The organism is Cyclobacterium roseum (assembly GCF_010119225.1).
Classification (GTDB): domain Bacteria; phylum Bacteroidota; class Bacteroidia; order Cytophagales; family Cyclobacteriaceae; genus Cyclobacterium; species Cyclobacterium roseum.
On the sequence record NZ_WNKF01000002.1, the window covers coordinates 431,542 to 449,815 of the forward strand.

At 45.7% G+C, this 18,274-nt stretch carries 12 protein-coding genes; 3 read left to right on the forward strand and 9 right to left on the reverse strand.

All coding sequences use genetic code 11. The features are described from left to right. Positions 1 to 48: 48 nt before the first annotated feature. The 3 genes from GJQ68_RS04420 (at position 49) to GJQ68_RS04430 (ending at position 2,603) form a co-directional block, all read left to right on the forward strand. Positions 49 to 327 carry a co-chaperone GroES gene (locus GJQ68_RS04420; protein ID WP_162416080.1) on the forward strand — a complete coding sequence of 93 codons (279 nt, stop codon included), beginning with the start codon at positions 49 to 51 and terminating at the stop codon, positions 325 to 327. 48 nt (positions 328 to 375) lie between these two features. Beyond that, complete coding sequence (gene groL, locus GJQ68_RS04425) at positions 376 to 2,007, forward strand: chaperonin GroEL (protein WP_162416081.1); 1,632 nt, start codon at positions 376 to 378, stop codon at positions 2,005 to 2,007. A 221-nt stretch (positions 2,008 to 2,228) separates the two neighbouring features. Continuing rightward, positions 2,229 to 2,603 carry a response regulator gene (locus GJQ68_RS04430; RefSeq protein WP_162416082.1) on the forward strand — a complete coding sequence of 125 codons (375 nt, stop codon included), beginning with the start codon at positions 2,229 to 2,231 and terminating at the stop codon, positions 2,601 to 2,603. Between the two features lie 44 nt (positions 2,604 to 2,647). On the opposite strand, the gene GJQ68_RS04435 is transcribed toward GJQ68_RS04430, so the two are convergent. The 9 genes from GJQ68_RS04435 to GJQ68_RS04475 form a co-directional block, all read right to left on the reverse strand. Beyond that, on the reverse strand, positions 2,648 to 4,867 hold the full coding sequence (locus GJQ68_RS04435) for a beta-galactosidase trimerization domain-containing protein (RefSeq protein WP_162416083.1): 2,220 nt from the start codon (positions 4,865 to 4,867) through the stop codon (positions 2,648 to 2,650). Then, positions 4,864 to 6,804, reverse strand: coding sequence for a hypothetical protein (locus GJQ68_RS04440; protein WP_162416084.1), 1,941 nt, complete (start codon positions 6,802 to 6,804; stop codon positions 4,864 to 4,866). The genes GJQ68_RS04435 and GJQ68_RS04440 overlap by 4 nt, the downstream gene beginning before the upstream one ends. Next, positions 6,782 to 8,953, reverse strand: a complete 2,172-nt coding sequence (locus GJQ68_RS04445; protein ID WP_162416085.1) for a hypothetical protein — start codon at positions 8,951 to 8,953, stop codon at positions 6,782 to 6,784. The genes GJQ68_RS04440 and GJQ68_RS04445 overlap by 23 nt, the downstream gene beginning before the upstream one ends. Continuing rightward, positions 8,940 to 10,484, reverse strand: coding sequence for a RagB/SusD family nutrient uptake outer membrane protein (locus GJQ68_RS04450; RefSeq protein WP_162416086.1), 1,545 nt, complete (start codon positions 10,482 to 10,484; stop codon positions 8,940 to 8,942). The genes GJQ68_RS04445 and GJQ68_RS04450 overlap by 14 nt, the downstream gene beginning before the upstream one ends. Positions 10,485 to 10,502: 18 nt before the next feature. After that, entirely contained in the window at positions 10,503 to 13,997 is a 3,495-nt protein-coding gene (locus GJQ68_RS04455) for a SusC/RagA family TonB-linked outer membrane protein (protein WP_162416087.1), read from the reverse strand. Between the two features lie 144 nt (positions 13,998 to 14,141). Then, on the reverse strand, positions 14,142 to 15,167 hold the full coding sequence (locus GJQ68_RS04460; RefSeq protein ID WP_162416088.1) for a FecR family protein: 1,026 nt from the start codon (positions 15,165 to 15,167) through the stop codon (positions 14,142 to 14,144). Between the two features lie 128 nt (positions 15,168 to 15,295). Then, entirely contained in the window at positions 15,296 to 15,895 is a 600-nt protein-coding gene (locus GJQ68_RS04465) for an RNA polymerase sigma factor (protein ID WP_162416089.1), read from the reverse strand. Positions 15,896 to 16,024: 129 nt separating this feature from the next. Further along, positions 16,025 to 16,909 carry a diacylglycerol/lipid kinase family protein gene (locus tag GJQ68_RS04470; protein WP_162416090.1) on the reverse strand — a complete coding sequence of 295 codons (885 nt, stop codon included), beginning with the start codon at positions 16,907 to 16,909 and terminating at the stop codon, positions 16,025 to 16,027. A 353-nt stretch (positions 16,910 to 17,262) separates the two neighbouring features. Beyond that, on the reverse strand, positions 17,263 to 18,243 hold the full coding sequence (locus tag GJQ68_RS04475; protein WP_162416091.1) for a PorP/SprF family type IX secretion system membrane protein: 981 nt from the start codon (positions 18,241 to 18,243) through the stop codon (positions 17,263 to 17,265). Positions 18,244 to 18,274 lie beyond the last annotated feature (31 nt).

Sequence of the window (18,274 nt, forward strand, 5' to 3'; positions counted from 1 at the left end):
AGGGAAATCGTATTGTAGAATTCAAACTTTAAAAATAACTCAATTACAATGTCTAAAGTTAACATCCAACCGCTAGCGGACCGGGTTTTGGTAGAACCCGCTGCTGCAGAAGAAAAAACAGCTTCAGGACTTTACATCCCTGACACTGCCAAAGAAAAACCACAAAAAGGCACCGTAGTGGCTATCGGTAGCGGCAAAAAAGACGAGCCGTTAACGGTTAAGGTCGGAGACACCGTTTTGTATGGCAAGTATTCCGGAACGGAGCTTACCGTAGAAGGTGCTGATTATCTGATCATGAGAGAAGCGGATATATTCGCTATCCTGTAAGGATCCTTTAATCGAGTTTAATTAATACTAACGAAAAAAGAGTAAAAAATGGCTAAGGAATTATTTTTCAACACCGACGCAAGAGATCGTCTTAAAAAAGGAGTGGATGCGCTTGCAGACGCTGTAAAAGTGACACTAGGTCCCAAAGGCCGAAATGTAATTTTGGACAAAAAATTCGGTGCTCCCACCATTACTAAAGATGGCGTAACCGTTGCAAAAGAAATTGAACTGGAAGACGCGATTGAGAACATGGGTGCTCAGCTGGTGAAAGAAGTGGCTTCTAAAACTGCGGATGACGCGGGAGACGGAACCACCACTGCTACTGTTTTGACCCAATCGATTTTTTCTGTTGGAATCAAAAATGTAGCCGCCGGAGCCAATCCTATGGACCTCAAAAGAGGCATCGATAAGGCGGTGACTTCAGTTGTAGAAGAATTGAGAAAAGCTTCCAAAGAAATTTCTACTTCTAAAGAGATCGCTCAGGTTGCAACTATCTCTGCAAATAACGATGAGGAAATCGGTAAAATGATTGCAGATGCGATGGAGAAGGTGGGTAAAGACGGTGTAATAACCGTTGAAGAAGCTAAAGGAACCGAAACTGAAGTTAAGACTGTAGAAGGTATGCAGTTTGACAGGGGTTACCTTTCTCCTTACTTCACCACCAATACGGAAAAAATGGAAGCGGAACTGGAAAACCCATACATTCTTATCTACGATAAGAAAATTTCTGCTATGAAAGAATTGCTTCCTATTCTAGAGCCCGTAGCTCAGTCTGGACGGCCTTTGTTGATCATTTCCGAAGATGTGGATGGAGAAGCACTTGCCACCTTGGTAGTGAACAAAATAAGGGGCGCACTAAAGGTCGCTGCTGTGAAGGCTCCAGGATTTGGTGACCGAAGAAAGGCCATGTTGGAAGACATCGCTACACTTACCGGAGGCACCGTGATTTCTGAAGAAAGAGGTTACAAGCTTGAAAACGTAACCATTGACTACCTGGGTACTGCTGAGAAAGTCAACATCGATAAAGACAACACTACCATCGTCAATGGTGCTGGTGAAAAATCAGCTATCGAAGGTCGAATCAATGAAATCAAAAGTCAGATAGAGAAAACCACTTCTGACTATGACCGGGAAAAACTTCAGGAGCGATTGGCCAAATTGTCTGGTGGTGTTGCCATCTTGTACATCGGTGCCGCTACTGAAGTAGAAATGAAAGAGAAAAAAGACCGGGTAGATGATGCCTTGCATGCCACTCGCGCCGCCGTTCAGGAAGGTGTGGTAGTAGGCGGAGGGGTTGCCCTCATCCGTGCTGCTGTTGCTCTTGAAAAACTTAAAGGTGCTAATGAAGACGAGGATACCGGAATCAACATCATCAAACAGGCGGTTGAGTCTCCTTTAAGAACGATCGTTTCCAATTCTGGAGGAGAAGGTTCGGTAGTCATCAATAAAATCAGAGATTCTAAAGGTGATTATGGCTATAATGCCAGAACGGACATTTTTGAAGACTTATTCAAAGCAGGTGTAATTGATCCTACCAAGGTGACCCGATTGGCACTGGAGAATGCCGCTTCTATTGCCGCATTGCTATTGACCACTGAATGTGTGGTAGCCGATATTAAAGAGGAAGCTCCTGCCGGTCCTCCAATGGGAGGCGGAGGAGGAATGGGTGGAATGATGTAATCCATTCATCCCTTATTTTCAAAAGGGGAAAGCTGTTAGCTTTCCCCTTTTTTTATTTATTTGTACCTGAAATAGAAGAAAATGTTTTTTATTTTCATCTCATTTCATCCCTCAAAAAGGGAAATCGCAAAAAATGAACAGAATATTTTAATACTGAGATTATAGTGTTAAATTTCAGAAAATAGAGATCGAGCGAGAGAATAGTTATTATTTTAAAATCAATGTATCCATTCGATTTAATTGTTTTAATTGATGATGACCCTATTAATAATTTAATCAATAAACGGTTAATCAACAAGTTACATTTATCCCCCAAAACCATCGAATTTTTAGAGGCAGAGCTGGCGCTTGAGTATCTGAAAAATCCGGATTTGGCAAAAAAGGTATTGATTCTGGTGGACATCAACATGCCTGTAATGAACGGTTGGGATTTTTTAAGCCACTACGTTGAGCTTGAAAACAAACGAAATGATCGGATCATTATGCTATCAAGTTCCATAGATTTCCAGGACCGCCAAAAATCAAAAGAGTTTCCGTTTGTAAGTGGATTCATTGAAAAACCCCTTACAAATGAAAAACTGGAAACCTTGATTTAGGTAGCTGCAAGAAACCAAATAAAACGTTATTCTTTCTAATAAAATTATTTCTCCATCCGTAACCAACGGGCTCCATGTGGCCGGAGCAACACAGGTTCGTTAAAGGAAAGTTGCTCCCCGGTGACCGCATCCTCCATTTTAACATAGTCTGAACCTGAAAAAATCAATTCTGCATGTACTTCACTTGCATTTTCATTCATTAGGAAATAATGGTCACTATCCGGCCCGGCAAGGCGATAAACGATGGCCTGTTCACTCCTTAGTGGCACCGCTATTCCCTCGGGAAACAACTGGCCCAGGAGGCGCTGTTCGGCTATTTTTTGAAAAGGCCTAAAACAAGCTCTGGCTGCCTCGTACCCAATCAGGATAGCCTCTCCCCTACCTTTTTTTCTTGAAGTTACGGCTACTTTTCCGTTATCGAATCGCTGCCTTACTTCGGCGGAATGGGGTTGCATATCCGCAATGGAACCTTTGACCAATTGCCCCTCAATATGCCACTCCCGATTAATTCCAGCGTATTGGTACTCCCGCAACACCAGCCCAAACAACTCGGCAAATTCGCTGTCTTTTCCCCTTGGAAAAAGAGCCGAGTTTTCATCCATCCAGGCACCCGGCATGTCCATTACAAGACGGCCTCCTGCGGACACATAGGCATCCAGAATCGGTAACAAGGAAGGGTCCAGAGCCAAAACTGCCGGTAAGTAAATAAGGGGATACCTTTGGGCCAACCCGGCTTCGAGGTCCTGTTTTGTCAGGAACTCAAAGGGGATATCGGCATTGATCAGTGCCCGGCAAAGCCCGACCCTTGATTCCATGGGGCGGTATCGTAAACTGTCCTGACCCTTTAAGGATAGAGCGGTCCACATCGCTTCATTGTCCCAATCAAAAAAGATTCCGACCTGTGGTTCTTTGTGTAGTGACCATATCTCCTCCCGATGCTTTTGCATGGCCCGGGCAATCTTGCCTACTGCTACGGCCCGATCCGTCACTTCATTTTGATGGTCCAATAGGGCATATTCACCCACTTCCGCACCGGCACTTCTTACGGACCAACTCCAAAGCCCCCAACCCTTAAAACCAGCAGCGAGCATGCTTAGGGTAAATTGTTCCATTTCAGGCGCATCCACGGTGAAGCCCTTATTATTTTGACCAAATTTTTCCCCACCAAATTGCTGCGGACCGCCAGTGGTCTCCCAGCCGCCCGTCCAACCGCCTTTAAACATATCCTGTATATAACTGGCCTGCATGTACACCGTAGGCCCCAATTCATCCTGAACCTGATCAAAATGCCAGGTAAAATGAATGGAAGGATAAAAAGATCCCGCCTCGGTCATGGCATCGGCAATTCCAGGAAAGTTAACTCCAAAATAAGCATGTGGGCGAAACAGACCCAATTCCCCTCCTGCCCGGTATGGTGCTACTGAGTCAATTTCATGGAAGGTCTTGATCCGCTCCTTTAAAGTCGAAATGCCATAATCTGCTTTAAACTTGAGGATGTCCCGAACGATTCGCAATTCCCGGTGATTATGATCGCTCCACCTTTCTTCAAAATCATCCCAGGAATCATAAGGACGCCCTCCCGTAGCCAGACCATGGTGATGTTGATTATGGGCATGGTTTAGTTTTGCTATAGATCCATATGCTTCCCTGGCCCATTGTACAAATAACTTCTTTCCTTGTTCACTTAAATCCATACCCCGTTTCCCTACCAGGGGATCATAGGCAGAGCTCGATCCTCGAATACGCTCTCTGTTACCTGTTTCCCTAACCTCCCGGGCATAGGTCTCTATCCGTTTTTTTAAGACCTCGGTTTGATAGGCAATCATGTTGGGATGCCTTCGTACTTCAGATAAATCCATGCTTGCCGGTAGTCCTACTTTACGAGTCAGCTCCGGTGTAATGGCCTCCCAGCCTCCTTCGGCATACCACCAGGGAATCAACCCTTCCTCCAAAGCGATCAATTGAATCGTTTCCAGTGACCAGTCTGGTAGGGGCATTATCTGTTTGAGATTGGTAAAGCCTAATTCCTTCATTTTCCGGAAATGCTTCCGAATTTCCTCCTCCCCTTCTTCGGGTCGCTGAATATAGACCACGCCAGCTGGAACGGGTGCTAACGTTCGAAATTTTTGCTGTAACGGAGAGTCATGCATGCTATCATACAGGTCGTGAAGAAAGTCATGGTTTTCCTGGGCAGTCAATGTTGCTGTCAGAAAAACGCTCACTACCAGGCATGCCAGAGAAAAGATGGATCGGATACTTTTCATTGTTGGTTATTTATTTCTAATGCTACGGTTAATTCTCCCACGGATAGATGTCCATTTTCCGGCAGGTACTCCACCTTAGGCTGCGGTTTATCAGGAGCTTGCAAAATCATCAAAACCGACAGGTTTCCATTCATTTTCAGGTCTATGGCCTTGCTATGCGTATACGATTTCCCATGCCAGATAATTCCAGGATTCAATCGGGAAAGGTTGCCGCCATAGGCCACAGACGTTTGGTTTACCTCCACCGGTTTTGCGGAACCTAGGACCATCACGTGAAGAGTATATCCGGTCGGTGTATGGATTTCATACCCTTTTTCATTGGGAACAATTTCATTGAATTCCGGTGTATTCAGCCTCCAAATCCCCCCGTTTTCAGTCATATCTTCTACTAGAAAAACGGCTTCTGCACCAGAGCGCTCATCGTAATTCACCGTGAATTTGCGACGTTGACGAATCACTCCCATACTACTTCCTTCTCCGACGGCAAAACCGGAACCAAATTCGCCAAATTGGTAAGTTACCAAATTACCCGCATCCGGATGGCCGGTCTCTTCCGGTTTGGGTTTATGGGGAAAAATATTTGTTTGCCCGGCAATTTTACCCGTTCTCCCAGCCCCGATTACCAGTGGAACTCCACCGCCAATAATCCGGAAAGTATTCACATCCGGCCCCTTGTGTCCGGCTATCCGGGTGGAGGAAGTATTGAAAACCGCTACGACATCCTTTTCATTCGCAAATCGATTTCTAAAAACAACAACTCCCTGAGTGGTATCGGCATGGGTAAGCCAACCGCTATCTGCGGGATTTTTTTTTGCTATTTCTTCGGGATAATATAATATGCTGTAAAGAGAGCTATCGCCCAGATAATCGTGCATCCACTTGATTTCGGAAAGCTGGGATCCGGGGTACAAGCGGAATGCCATTCCCAGAAAACCGGTACCCAGATTCAAATTATCGTCAGACAGGTCCGGCTTCATTCCAATCAAACCCTCCCTGACCGGGATAGAAACCATGGTAGCTGCCATTGCTTTGATGGACTGCCGGGTGTGGGGAGCCAGTATGTCCAGTGCCAATTCGCGGTTTTGTCGTCGGTTTTGAAATGCTATTAGAGCAGGTCCGATAAAAGACCAATTGTATAAATGATAGCCGATACTTTCTGCGTTCCATCCTTCAGGATAGGTATTTTCCTTCATGTGATCCATTAACCGCTTGGTAGCATCCCAAACCAGTGGATCCATAATGGACGGGCTGTCCGGATGTGGGTTATCCCATACCATCCCGGCAAACAACGAGGCTCCCCAACGAACTCCCATCCAATTACTGACCAAGCTATAATTAGCCTCTGCTCCCATATTTGCCTGGGTGGTGAACGTCAGTTTGTACAATTGCCTGTTGACCTGATTTCTCTTTTCTTGCGACCACCCATTGTAGCAAAAGTCATACGTGATGGCCAAGGAACGTAGCACTGCAGCCCGGGTAAGCCCTCTGGACACCGGGTTATTAAAAATAATTTCGTCTTCAAATAAACGTGTCAATTGGCTAAAAGCCTGGTCCGCAAACCGGTCCTTCCCTGTAAACAAATATAAAATGGCCAGTTTCTCTGCCAGTAAGGCTACCTGCCTGGGAGCTGCGTCCTGCTCTTGACTCAGAGTAGTAAAAAGCTCTCCTACTTCCTGATTGTATTGAGACAATAATCCTGAATCGGGGTTTTCAGCCACTTTTGCCCGTATCATCTGTACTTCCTCAGGCAAAAGCAATCCCCGGGGATGCTCTCCTGTGGCATCAGCATCATTCAAATCCGAAGTATCGATCAGCCAATCCAAGGTCTTCTGTTGAGCTACTACGCCGGATTCATTGTAAATTGATATACAAAGAAACAGGATGAACATCTTCCAACTTTTCCAGTCTCCGGTTTTACTCTCTTTCAATGCCTTCATCGTCTATTTTCATTTTCCAAAATTTACCATCAATGGATAATTGCAGGGAACCAGCCCCAACCTGCAACAGATCTGAGGAGTAAACCCCAGCTGTACTCCAGTGGTCAAAATTCAATTCAATACCATTTATGGCTCCCGAAGCTCTCAAACCGTCCGGATGGTAATTCATCAGCAAGTCATCCCCCAAACTGGTGCGGTAGGCCACTACCTTGGAGGTTGAATTGACTTTTAATTTTGAATCTCGTTGCATTCGACTTGTAAATTGATGAAAATCCACAAACGAGTTCTTTTCGTGAACTTCCAGGGCGTAGCCGGAAAACGGACCCGGAACTACCAAAATAGAATAATTTTCCAAAATGGCCTGCTTCCCACTTATTTTATTTTCTCCGTCAGATTCAATCCAATAAAAACCGGAATTAAAAGGGCTTATTACCAAATACACCTGATCTGATTCCAAAAATATTTTCCCGTCATTTTCGTGAATTTTCCCGCTATTGCTGGGTAAAAAAAGCCAGCAGGCTTGTTGAAACCGGGCATCTTCCATCCATTTCTCAAAGCCTCGCGTTCCGACTGCAGGTGGATTTCCCATTGCTTTCAGGGATTGCTTTCCCAGAGAGGTACGCATTTTGTAGGCCTCATTCTTTTGAATTCCGCTCCTTGCTGTCTCAGCTGCGGCGACAAGCAGGGTTTGTTTGTGTTGCATGGTCTGGGTGTAGGGGCTGTGTCCGCCCGGCCCTAAATGGAAGGGCTGTCCCCCTCCTACCGTACGGGGTCCCTTCGCTGTCCGGAAGACCAAGGACCACTGCACCTGTTGGTTGGGATTGTCCAGGCGGCTTAAGTAGATACTTCCCAAGCCAACGTTTTTACTCCCGTAGAAATACTCCTGGGCATCATTCTCCCGATCCATATGGTAAGTGGGCCGAGAGATCTTTAATTCCAAAGGCATTTCATATTCTTTATGATAAAGTTTCCATATCAACGAATTGGGGCGGTAACTGCTGGTTAATTGATGTAGCGATGGTGCCGTTGAATCCAGGGGCCGGCTTCCAAACCACAGGTGAAACATAGAGCTTAGCTCACCCCCCTGGTTCATTTGAGACGGGCCTCTTTTCTGCGCACCTGCCAGGGCTCCATCGTAGGTTTTTACGGCAAGGGTGATTAAGTAATAATCCAAAATGGCCCGGGCAACGGCTCTCATCTCCGTAGTTTTGGAAAAATCATAAATATTCAGTAGCGCTTCCAGGCTATGGGGGTAATATATTTCCGAATCGTATTCCCCATTTCCGGTTTTCAGCAATCGTTTCAGGAAATCAACAAAATAACCATGAACCAGGCTATCAACCCGTTCGACTGACTGTCCCGATATCAGCGCATCATCGGGAAAATGATGGGCGTACACCGAAGCCGCACTTCGCCACATGATCTTATGGTTTTCAGTACCTCCGTCCTGTTTATTCCCACCCAGCAATTCCCCGGGCTCTCCCACCAGATCGTGTGGAGTAGACAGAGGGGCATAGACACGGTAACCATCTGAGGGCCTTGACAAGTCCGAATAATTTGCAACGGCTGCTTGAAATGCCTGTCGCCAACCAGAAGACATCGTATCCGCTAATAGTGGATAAAACCGCGCCCAGTTTTTCGCTGCAAAATGGTATTGCTGGTTCATATTTCCTGGGATAGCCAGGAATGCCTTAAGTAATGAATCCCCTGGGTCTAATAGCAATTTAGCAGTTGCGGGTATCAGGTCCTTTTTTAAAGCATCTCCTCCAAACCTAGTTATCTCACCATCTTTACCTCTTTCTTTGGGACCAAAATAGCCAGTAGGGCCCTGCTGAAACCTTCTACCGGTATAGGGAGAATAGATGTACTCCCCTTCCACCGCCCAGGTTTTAAAGGAAAGACCCGTATCCGGGCACATGGCCGTACCCTGAGCCCTTTTGCCCACTTCACGATCGGCCAGCGCTTTCAGTGCTCCTTCCATCCTCTTCTGAAAGCCCACTTCATCCGGGTAGCTATCCGGGGACCATAAATGCTGCGCATTCAGGGAAGTGAAAAAACCAGTAAAAATAGAAACGTAAAAGCAAAGGAAAAGCCCGATGGCGGGCTTTTCCATTTTTAGAAACCAATCCATCCGTCTACCGGTCAACATTCGGGTTTAAATCCAATTCATTTTGTGGTATGGGTTGCCAGGTCCGGGAGGTCCAGGGAATGCTTCCTGTCCCCCTGTCACCATTTGGGATTTCCTTTTCCAGCGCCTGCAGGTAATACAAGCGGTCATTTTCGAAAACCAATTCTTTCATTCTTTCCACTTCAATGATCTCTTCAGACATGGGGCCCGTATAGTTTTCCAGTCCGGCCCGGTTTCTTACTACGTTCAAATCCCCCCTTGCTCCTTCCTCGTCTCCTCTGGAAAACCTCAGAAAAGAACGTGTCAGGTAGGCTTCTGCTGACCGCATCAGCGGCAGGCTGGCAACCCGGTTGGATGCCTCCGGTTCTCCTGCCCGGTACCACTTGTGCCCCCAAACTTCCCTTTGATTTAAACCCTGATAAGCGGGTCGAGGGTCCTCATTGGGGCCAAAAGAAATGAATAACTGCTGATAACGCTTATCGTTCATCGCTTCCTCATGGTTATCCCATCCTGTCATGGATTTAAAGTGTTCACTTAGCGACATGATTTGATTGTTGTTAAACCGGTCGGTGAGGTTCCATCTTCCGTTTGGATCGGAGTAGCCCAGCCACCTGGAAACGACCGGAGGTTTCCAATTCGTTTGTGAACCCGAAGTCACGTACTGGAAGACCACTTCATTTCCCTTTACCCCAAACTGATCCTTATTCCAGGCCTCTATGGGATCCTCATCCAGCGGGTATCTCCCGGAATTGAGGATCACATCTGCATGCTCCTCCGCCTGTTGCCAGTTTCTCATTTGGAAATTTACCTGCATGGCTAGAAAATGGGCCGCCATTTTATTTTGCCGGTCCACAAAAGCAGGAGGATCCCTGTCCGGATCGTATTCCTCGGGCAGGAGTTCTATGGCCTGGTCCAAATCGGCCAGAATCTGATCGTAAACCTCCTGAACGGTGGAAGGTGCGGGATTATCAAATGCCGAATTAGGCAAACGATTTTTGATGATGATGGCAGGTGCATCATTGTCTGCTCCGTAAGGGGAAGCAAAAATTTTCACCAAATTAAAATTCACCCATGCCCTTAGCCAATACGCTTCACCGAGGATTCGCGGAGTCCAGTGGCTTTGTTGGTCATCAAAGGCCCCATTTCTGTCGATCCAGTCTATGACCGCATTAGCGGCCAACAATACGGCATAGCCTGCGTTCCAATTTCGGGTGGGTTGAGAATGAGCATTGTTGGAAAAATCCCGATTGTACCAGTCAATAGCATCCTGACCCACTACCCCGAGATCATCCATTAATTTCCCTACATCAGAGATGGTCGCCGAATAAATGGCCTGGTTGCCATGAATACCTCTAAAACCACCAGATCCACCGGCCACCCAAAGGGCACCGTTTACTAATTGTTCCAAATCCTGGGTATTTCTGGGATCAGCAAATCCGTTGGAAACCACCCCCACATCTTCCAGCCATTGATCTTCACATGACCAGCACAAGGTCATAAGCAATAAAAAGACTGTTTTGAATGTATAACTTTTGAATCTTATCGTTTTCATATTCTTTTTAGTTTAGGTTTAAAAAGTAAATGAAACTCCTCCGGTAATGGTCCTTAACTGGGGAAACGGACTCCCACCAATAAATCCCTGCCGCAGGTTTCTGTTTTGCCTGTTGGAATCAAAATTGGCTACCTCCGGGTCAAATCCATCATAGCCGGTAAATGTCAGCAAATTGGTGGCATTGACATACACCCTACCTCCTTTGATCTTCGCCTTGGAAAGCAGAGAGGCAGGTAAGGTGTAGCTCAGCTGCACATTTCTGAGTCGGATAAAGGAACCATCCTGCAGGTAAAGGGAGGTGGACCCAGGTCTTGCCATCGGCTCATTTTCCCGGGTTCGCTTCAGGTAACTTTGCCGTGGTAAGGAACCGTTTGGATTATCAGGGGTCCATACCCTGTCTTCCAGATCAGCCCTGAAATTGGACCCTCCGGATACTTCCACCCGGTTATCATCATACAAGTAATTTCCTCCCTGGAAGGAAAAGAATACCGTCAGGTCCAATCCTTTATAGGAAAAGGTATTCTGCAAGCCACCAAAATAGGTGGGTAAGCCACTTTTTCCTTCAAATTCCACCCTGTTTTGCTGGGCAGCGGCCGGGGTCGCCAAAATGGTTTCTCCGGTTTTTTCAATGATGCCGGTTTCGTTAAAAAGGTCCTGATTGATTTCGTAAATGTATTCGTAACCTGTTTCCGGATCTATAAAGGCGTGTTCGGCCATGAAGTAAGTACCCAGTCGGTTGCCTGTCCTGGTAATGGTAGCTCCCTGTACGATGCCAAGATTATTTTCATCCAGTCTGGGAACCAGGCTCATCACCCTGTCCTTCACCAGCGTCAGGTTGAAATCTGTACGCCAGCTAAAGCCTCCGGGGCGGTCTATGTTGACCGTATTCAGGGAAATTTCCACTCCCTGGTTTCTCAAATCCCCAATATTGGTCCATATGGCTGAACTTCCCAGCAGAATCCCCTGGGAAGGAGGGATGGGATTGAGTAACAACATGTTTTTTACATCCTGCTGGTAGAATCCAACCGAACCGCTTATCCTTGATTGGTAGGCTTCAAAATCCAGGGAAGCATCAAAGGTATTGATCTCTTCCCACTGAATATCCGGAACACCGATGACGCTCTGAATGATACCTGATCCAAAAGAGTAGGCTGGCCAGGTAACATACCGGTTTTCTAGTACATTGGGAATATCGGCATTGCCAGTTCGGCCAAAGCTCGCCCGCAGCTTCAGAAACTCTACCGGGCCCAAATTACTGGCAAAATCCTCTTCACTAAGTATCCATCCGGCAGAAAGGGCAGGAAATTGACCGTATCGGTTATCCCGACCAAACACCGAGGCACCATCCCTTCTGAAACTAGCCATCGCATAATACTTTTCGTTAAAGTTATAATTCAGCCTTCCAAAATAACTCTGTATTCTGAATTCCGGAAAAGTACCGGTGACCAGGGAAATGACATTATCTCCTGCCGTTTCTCCAATATTGAAATCCGAGGAAACCAGGTTTTCAGCCCGGGCATCGGTCCTGAAAAAATTCCTCCTCTGACGCTCTACCCCTGCCACCAGCGTAAAACTATGATCCTCTATTTTTTTGGAATAGGTAGCGTAGGCGTTTAGGTTCAGATTATTCCTCAGGGTATTACCTACTTCCCCATACCTGGAAATCCGAATGGCATCACTGACATGGTAAGTAGATTTGGTGTACCAGGTATCAATAGCCGCTTCGGCTCTCAGGCTAAGCCCTTCAACCGGAGCATATTCCACAAATACATTGCTGATATTCCGGTAGTTCTCTGCTTTATCAAAGTAATTGGATGGAAGGTTGGCTACAATGGGGTTCCTGCCCCCAAAGGGATCGAAATAACTGCCATCATCCAAAAAAACAGGCAAAACCGGAACGGCTCCCCCCAGGGCCGATCCGTATCCGCCCCTGTTTCCCCGGTCCGGCCTACCCCCATTTGGATTCGCCTCATTGCTTCCTCCTAGCTGTCCCCTCTGGTTTTCAAAATAATTGAAGTTGCTTTTGATACCTGTTTTGAGGTTGTCCAAAATATTAAAATCCAGGTTAGCACGTAATCCATAGGTTTGTAAACGCTGTGCGTTCATCAGGCCTTTGTGGTCCTGATACCTTAAGGATAAAAAATAAGAGGATTTTTCATTGCCCCTGGTCGCTGATACAGTTACATCTTCTATAGAACCCTGGCGCCAGATAGGAGACAACCAGTCCGTTCCTCCCGAAGCGGCCACTTGCTCTACCATCTGCCGGGTCAGGTATTGGTTGGGCGTATCTATAAAAGAACTTACCAAACCACCATCTACCACAGGATCCCATGGCCGGTCAAAACCATCATTGGCAAATGCCTGGTCCACCATCCGCAACCATTGCGCTCCATTGGCCAGATCTACCATATTGGCAGGTTCCTGAACCCCATAACTGTAATTGAAATTTACACTGCTTTGCCCATCCTTTCCGGATTTGGTGGTCACCAGGATCACACCATTGGCCCCTCTGGATCCATAAATGGCTGTGGCTGCAGCATCCTTCAGGATTTGAATGTCCTCAATATCGGCAGGATTGATGGACATAAAAGAATTGATGCCTCCTTGCCCGGTCAGCTCCTGGGTAAGGGGAAAGCCATCTACTACGATCAGGGGCTCAGATCCTGCTGAAATGGAGGAGGTACCCCTGATCAGAATCCGTGAGGGAGCACCCGGTACACCGCTTCCCTGATTTACCTGTACACCAGCCGCGCGACCTTGCAGGGCTGCATCAAAGGAAGGCACCTGCACCTTTGCCAAATCATCTCCCTTGACAGAGGAAATATTACCGGTTACCTCTCTTTTTATCTGACTACCATATCCAGTCACCACCACTTCTTCAAGCGTAGTATTGTCCGGTTGCAGGGTAATGTCAAAGGTATTGCCTTCGGATAGGCTAACTCGCTCACGCTTAAAACCAATAAAGGAAAATATCAGGTAACCCTCTTCCGGAGTATCCAATGAAAACCTACCATCCAAATCCGTCACCGTTCCGGAAGAGGCTCCTTCTACAAAAACAGTAACACCAGGTAATGGCTCTCCTTCACTATCCCGTACGATACCGCTTACCGTTTTAAATTCCTCTATAACCGAGGCTTTTTTAGAAGTATTCGTAGTCCGCCTGTTTACGGCGATGGTCGAATTGATTTGTTTGAATTTAAGATCAGTTTTAGAGGAAATTTCAGCCAGCACATCGGCCACCCATTTTAATTCGGGGGACAGGTTTACCTTTTGGTCAAGATTGACATTCCTTTCAAAATAAAAAAAATGGAGCTCGCTTTCCCTCTCAATAAGATCGAAAACTTGCTTTACGCTAAGGGTTTGGTCATTCAGGGTAATGCTTATTTCGTCGATGCTCTTCACTTGTCCGTTAGCGGTATGGGCCACCACGGAGGTCATGGTCATCAACAAACAAGCATATCCATACAGCACATATTTGACTGACATAAGTAGTATGCGTAATAAATTTTTCATAATTTAGAACGTTAGATTAAACATGATTTATTCCACTTTTGAGGCAGTTTTCAGCGTCTACTGTGTTGCCTCAGAGATGTTTGGTCTTTCTTCCGGTAAGGTATGGCAGTACTTTACCGGATTTTTTTTTCATAGGCTATCTGGTTAAAAGGTAATGATCACTTTTTTATCCTTAGATTGGTATTGAAACGGTTCAGAAAATTGGATGGCATCCAATACGTTTATGAGATTTTCCTGATTTTTGAAAGTTCCCGTAAAGCCGCTTCCTTGTGGAACTTCTCCCCTCACCTGGATTTCCACCCCATACCATCGTTCCAGAATCCGAATCAGTTTTGAAAAAGATATCTGGTCGAAATGCAGCACTCCTTCCGTCCAATAGCGGATGGCATGTAAGTCTGCATCAAATATTCTAGTGGTACGTTCTTCCCCCTTACTTACCGCCAATCCTTGTCCCGGTACCAATATTTCCTTTTGATCCTGTCCCTGTATATGCGTTTCGATGCTGCCGCTGGCCAAGGCAACCGATACAATCTCCTCATCCGGAAAAGATCGAATGTTAAAAGCTGTTCCCAATACCCGAGTTAAAATTGAATCGGTCTGTACTGTAAAAGCATGTATGCTGTCTTTGGCTACCTCAAAATAGGCCTCCCCTTCCAGGTAAACCTGTCGGTTAGAAATAAACTGTTTCGCAAAGCGCAATGTACTCTCGGAATTGAGGTACACCTTTGATCCATCTGGAAGGTGTATTAAAGTTTTTTTACCTGCCGGGTTACTTTTCTCCACCCATTCTATGGCTGGCTCTTCTTGCGTAAGTAAGTTCTCATTCGGCCGGAAGATGAAGAAAAATAACCCCAATCCTACTAAAAATAACAGCGATGCTGCCGCTGCCCACTTATAATAAACCGAAGACGTTCGCTGCCCCGGCTTCCGGAAGTTGGATTCTTCTTTTGATAAGGTTCCCATCTGCTGAAGCAATCTCCGTTTAAGTGCTTCGTGGCGCTCAGGGGTTAGTCGAGGAGATAGACCTGAATCGGCACGGGACACCTCCCGGTCGTACCACTCCGAAAAATAACGATCCGACCGTTTACTTCGCAGCCATTTGGCTAACTTTCTGCCTTCCCGCTTTGTCAGGGTACCTTTTCCTAATTTTTTTAGCAATGATTGGAACATAAAGCAAAGAGATTCCTTTACCTTATAGTAGCCATGAAAAGAACTTTTTGCTTAAAAAAACTTGAAATTTATGACAAAATTAAAAATAACCCCTGCAAGTTTTCAATATGAAAATAAAAATGGGGTTTCTATAAAAAATTAATAATCCCTGTTCCCACCCAGAGCAGCAATTTGTCGGTTGCTACTTTTGACCTTAGCGTTTTATTGGCCTGATACATGCGGTTCTCCACTTTTCTTTTAGGAATTTTAAGCTTCTCCGCGATCTCATCCATTGTAAGGTGATCCTTATTTCTGAGTTCAAACACTTCTCTTTGCCCTCTGGGCAGCAAGGCGGCCCATTTGAATATCAAAGCCATAAAATCTTTTAACATAAGTCCATGCTCCATCTCAGCCTGATCGGCTACCGGGGTATCCAGGCTTTCCAATTGAACAAAGACCTTTTCCAGGAGTAGCTTTTTCTTTCGCTTAATAATGTAGGATTTGGTTATTTTATAGAGGTAGGCATTCAGGCTTCGCTGCGGGTCCAGCGTTGCTCTCTTTTGCCAAAGTTTTAAAAATACCTCCTGAATAATTCCCTCTGCATCTTCATGCCTCAATCCAAATTTTCTGGAATACCGATACACCTGACCGGCATATTGATCAAAGAGCAGCGCAAAGGCTCTATCCGTCCCTTCTCGTAATTCCAGAATAAATTTCTCCGTGTTTATCTCTGGTTGCTGATAATCCATCTCAGGTTATTTTTGGGAAATTACCATTCAAATCTACAAAGTAAATTCTCATTTACAAATCCTTAACACCTATCCAAACTACCATGCCCCTCTCATTTGTTTAAAAATAACGACAGAAAAAGTCTGTTTTTAGTCCATTTTTTCTTCCTGATAGTACAAGCAAACTTCCTCTTTACGAATCCCCACATTGATTTTCTCGGGGCTTTCTGCCAGTTCTCCGTCAATGTGAAAAGGTGCCTGGTCCGGATTCGAAAGGGTTAACGAATCGCAGGACCAGGTACGGACGAAGTCTAAATGGCTAAAGTCTTTTCTAATCAGGCCATAAGTCAATTCCAACCAATCGGATAATCCCTCCGGATTAAGGGCAATCACTTCAAATATTCCGTCATCCATACGACTACCTGGGTTGATCGTAGCTCCTGTACCATATTTTGAACCGTTGGCTATTACCAGCATTTTTGCATCTACCCATTCGCATTCAGCGTTTGTCTTCACCTGAAATCGATACGGCTTGATCTCAAAAAAACTTGCCAGGGAATTTTTAAAATAGGAAACCATGCCCCGCTCATCTCCGTCCTCAAATTTTCTTATAAGATCAGCGTTGATACCCAAATCGCAAAGATGCAAACACACCTGTCCGTTCACTTCTAGCAGGTCCATTGGTTTACTTTTCCCCTGGTCCAGAATCCTCAGGCTATCCTTCCAGGATTCAATACCCAGACAAGTGGCCAGGCCGTTGGCAGAGCCAAAGGGAATAGGTAGCAAACAACATTCTTTACCTTCTAATGCCTGTGCGACCATTTTGATCGTACCATCTCCTCCGCCAACTAAAATCAATTCATAATCCCCCTCTTTTAGTGCTGTTTTAATCTTTTCTCCGTCATTCTCCCCTGTGGTTTTCCATAATGTGAGGGTATATCCTGTCACCTGATCCAAAATGGATTGGACAATTTCATCTTTGTCAGGCAAATCCCCTGAAAAAGGGTTGAGCACAAAAAGAGCCGATTTTTTCATAGTTGGTAAAATTGAATGGTATCAACGGTTAAAATAAGGCCTAATTAGTTAGTACCTGCCTCAAATATCGCAGTAAACTACTTCAAGGCAGATCATCTGCAACCTACCTTAAATAAGAAACCTGGCTTCGCTCAGGGATGGTAAGGTATTCTATAAATGCTTTAACAAAAACTAAACCAGTAAACAAGTTCGGGTAAAAAATAAACACAAATACAGGATTTGTCTGAGCCTTTACTGAATAATAACTCCACTTTCAGAGGTTTTTTCCTTGCCTATTTAAAAAAACGCAAAGGGCTATGCACGAATTGTGCATAGCCCCTGCTTCGCATTAGCGAATTATTCGCCTATTTTAGTTACCAAATAGGAAGGATACTTCCCTGTTCCTTTTGGTTTTTGGGAAACAAGTTAAAAACCGCTGTGAATTCATGAATCCTTCCAGGCAGCTGATAAGATTGAGCCAGCGGAAATTCGTAGACATATCCCAAACGCATGCGATCGGTCAATATCCCAAATTGCAGGTTGCTAGAATAGTTGAACCGATGTCCCCCTCCTATCCAAAGCCGGTCCATTAATAGCGTTTTCAGATTGATGTCAAATTGGTCCGGTAATCCTTTCTGCGTCCGGTAAAAGGCATTCGTAATGAGTGCCAGATTCGGGGTCAGCCGTTCCCGATAGCCCGCCTGTAGCATTTTACTGGCCGGGTACCCTTCCATAAAATCATCTCCAGAACTTATTTTTCCACCATTCACCCGGTGCATGCCGTAACTCAGGTAATAATTCGGATGGGTAAACGCCAGCCCCAGGTTGAAATCCAAAACCTGCATGGTTGAAAATGAACCGATGTAGTTGCCCAGCGTCGCATCGTTTTGCTCCTCTACCGTAAGGGCATTCCCATCCAACCCTATTTGCTGGTAATTTAGGCCAGCTCCCAACCGCAATTGGTGGTTTTCGGTAATACGTACCCGGGATGCATAACCCAACATCAACTCCGTTTCCTTAAAAGCCCCATAGGTATCGTGCAGCAGGTTAAGGGACAGGGCGTTTTGGCCCATTCGAGCCGGATCCTCCAGGCCTGCGAGTTCACCGAGATCCATCTCGGCACTTACAAAGTAGGTTTTCGGTGCTCCTTCCAGCCCTGCCCATTGGTTCCGGACAAAGCCCCTCAGCGTACTCCCCTCGTAACCTGTCAGTCCGGGATTAAAATAACTCTGAAAATGCGAAAACTGACTGATGTATTTTCGGGACTGTGCTTGTAAGCTAGTCGCCGCCAACAGTGCTACCAATCCGGTAACCAATAGCTTTCGCAGCAGATGGGTCTCTAAAAATTGCTTCATTTTTTCTGTATTAATGCGGTAAAGAATAATA

Bases quoted from the DNA above. Each gene is read 5' to 3' on its own strand.
- GJQ68_RS04460 (WP_162416088.1), bottom strand. From the start codon at position 15,167: ATGTTCCAATCATTGCTAAAAAAATTAGGAAAAGGTACCCTGACAAAG.
- GJQ68_RS04420 (WP_162416080.1), top strand. From the start codon at position 49: ATGTCTAAAGTTAACATCCAACCGCTAGCGGACCGGGTTTTGGTAGAA.
- GJQ68_RS04440 (WP_162416084.1), bottom strand. From the start codon at position 6,804: ATGAAGGCATTGAAAGAGAGTAAAACCGGAGACTGGAAAAGTTGGAAG.
- GJQ68_RS04435 (WP_162416083.1), bottom strand. From the start codon at position 4,867: ATGAAAAGTATCCGATCCATCTTTTCTCTGGCATGCCTGGTAGTGAGC.
- GJQ68_RS04430 (WP_162416082.1), top strand. From the start codon at position 2,229: ATGTATCCATTCGATTTAATTGTTTTAATTGATGATGACCCTATTAAT.
- GJQ68_RS04455 (WP_162416087.1), bottom strand. From the start codon at position 13,997: ATGAAAAATTTATTACGCATACTACTTATGTCAGTCAAATATGTGCTG.
- GJQ68_RS04470 (WP_162416090.1), bottom strand. From the start codon at position 16,909: ATGAAAAAATCGGCTCTTTTTGTGCTCAACCCTTTTTCAGGGGATTTG.
- GJQ68_RS04465 (WP_162416089.1), bottom strand. From the start codon at position 15,895: ATGGATTATCAGCAACCAGAGATAAACACGGAGAAATTTATTCTGGAA.
- groL (WP_162416081.1), top strand. From the start codon at position 376: ATGGCTAAGGAATTATTTTTCAACACCGACGCAAGAGATCGTCTTAAA.
- GJQ68_RS04445 (WP_162416085.1), bottom strand. From the start codon at position 8,953: ATGTTGACCGGTAGACGGATGGATTGGTTTCTAAAAATGGAAAAGCCC.
- GJQ68_RS04450 (WP_162416086.1), bottom strand. From the start codon at position 10,484: ATGAAAACGATAAGATTCAAAAGTTATACATTCAAAACAGTCTTTTTA.
- GJQ68_RS04475 (WP_162416091.1), bottom strand. From the start codon at position 18,243: ATGAAGCAATTTTTAGAGACCCATCTGCTGCGAAAGCTATTGGTTACC.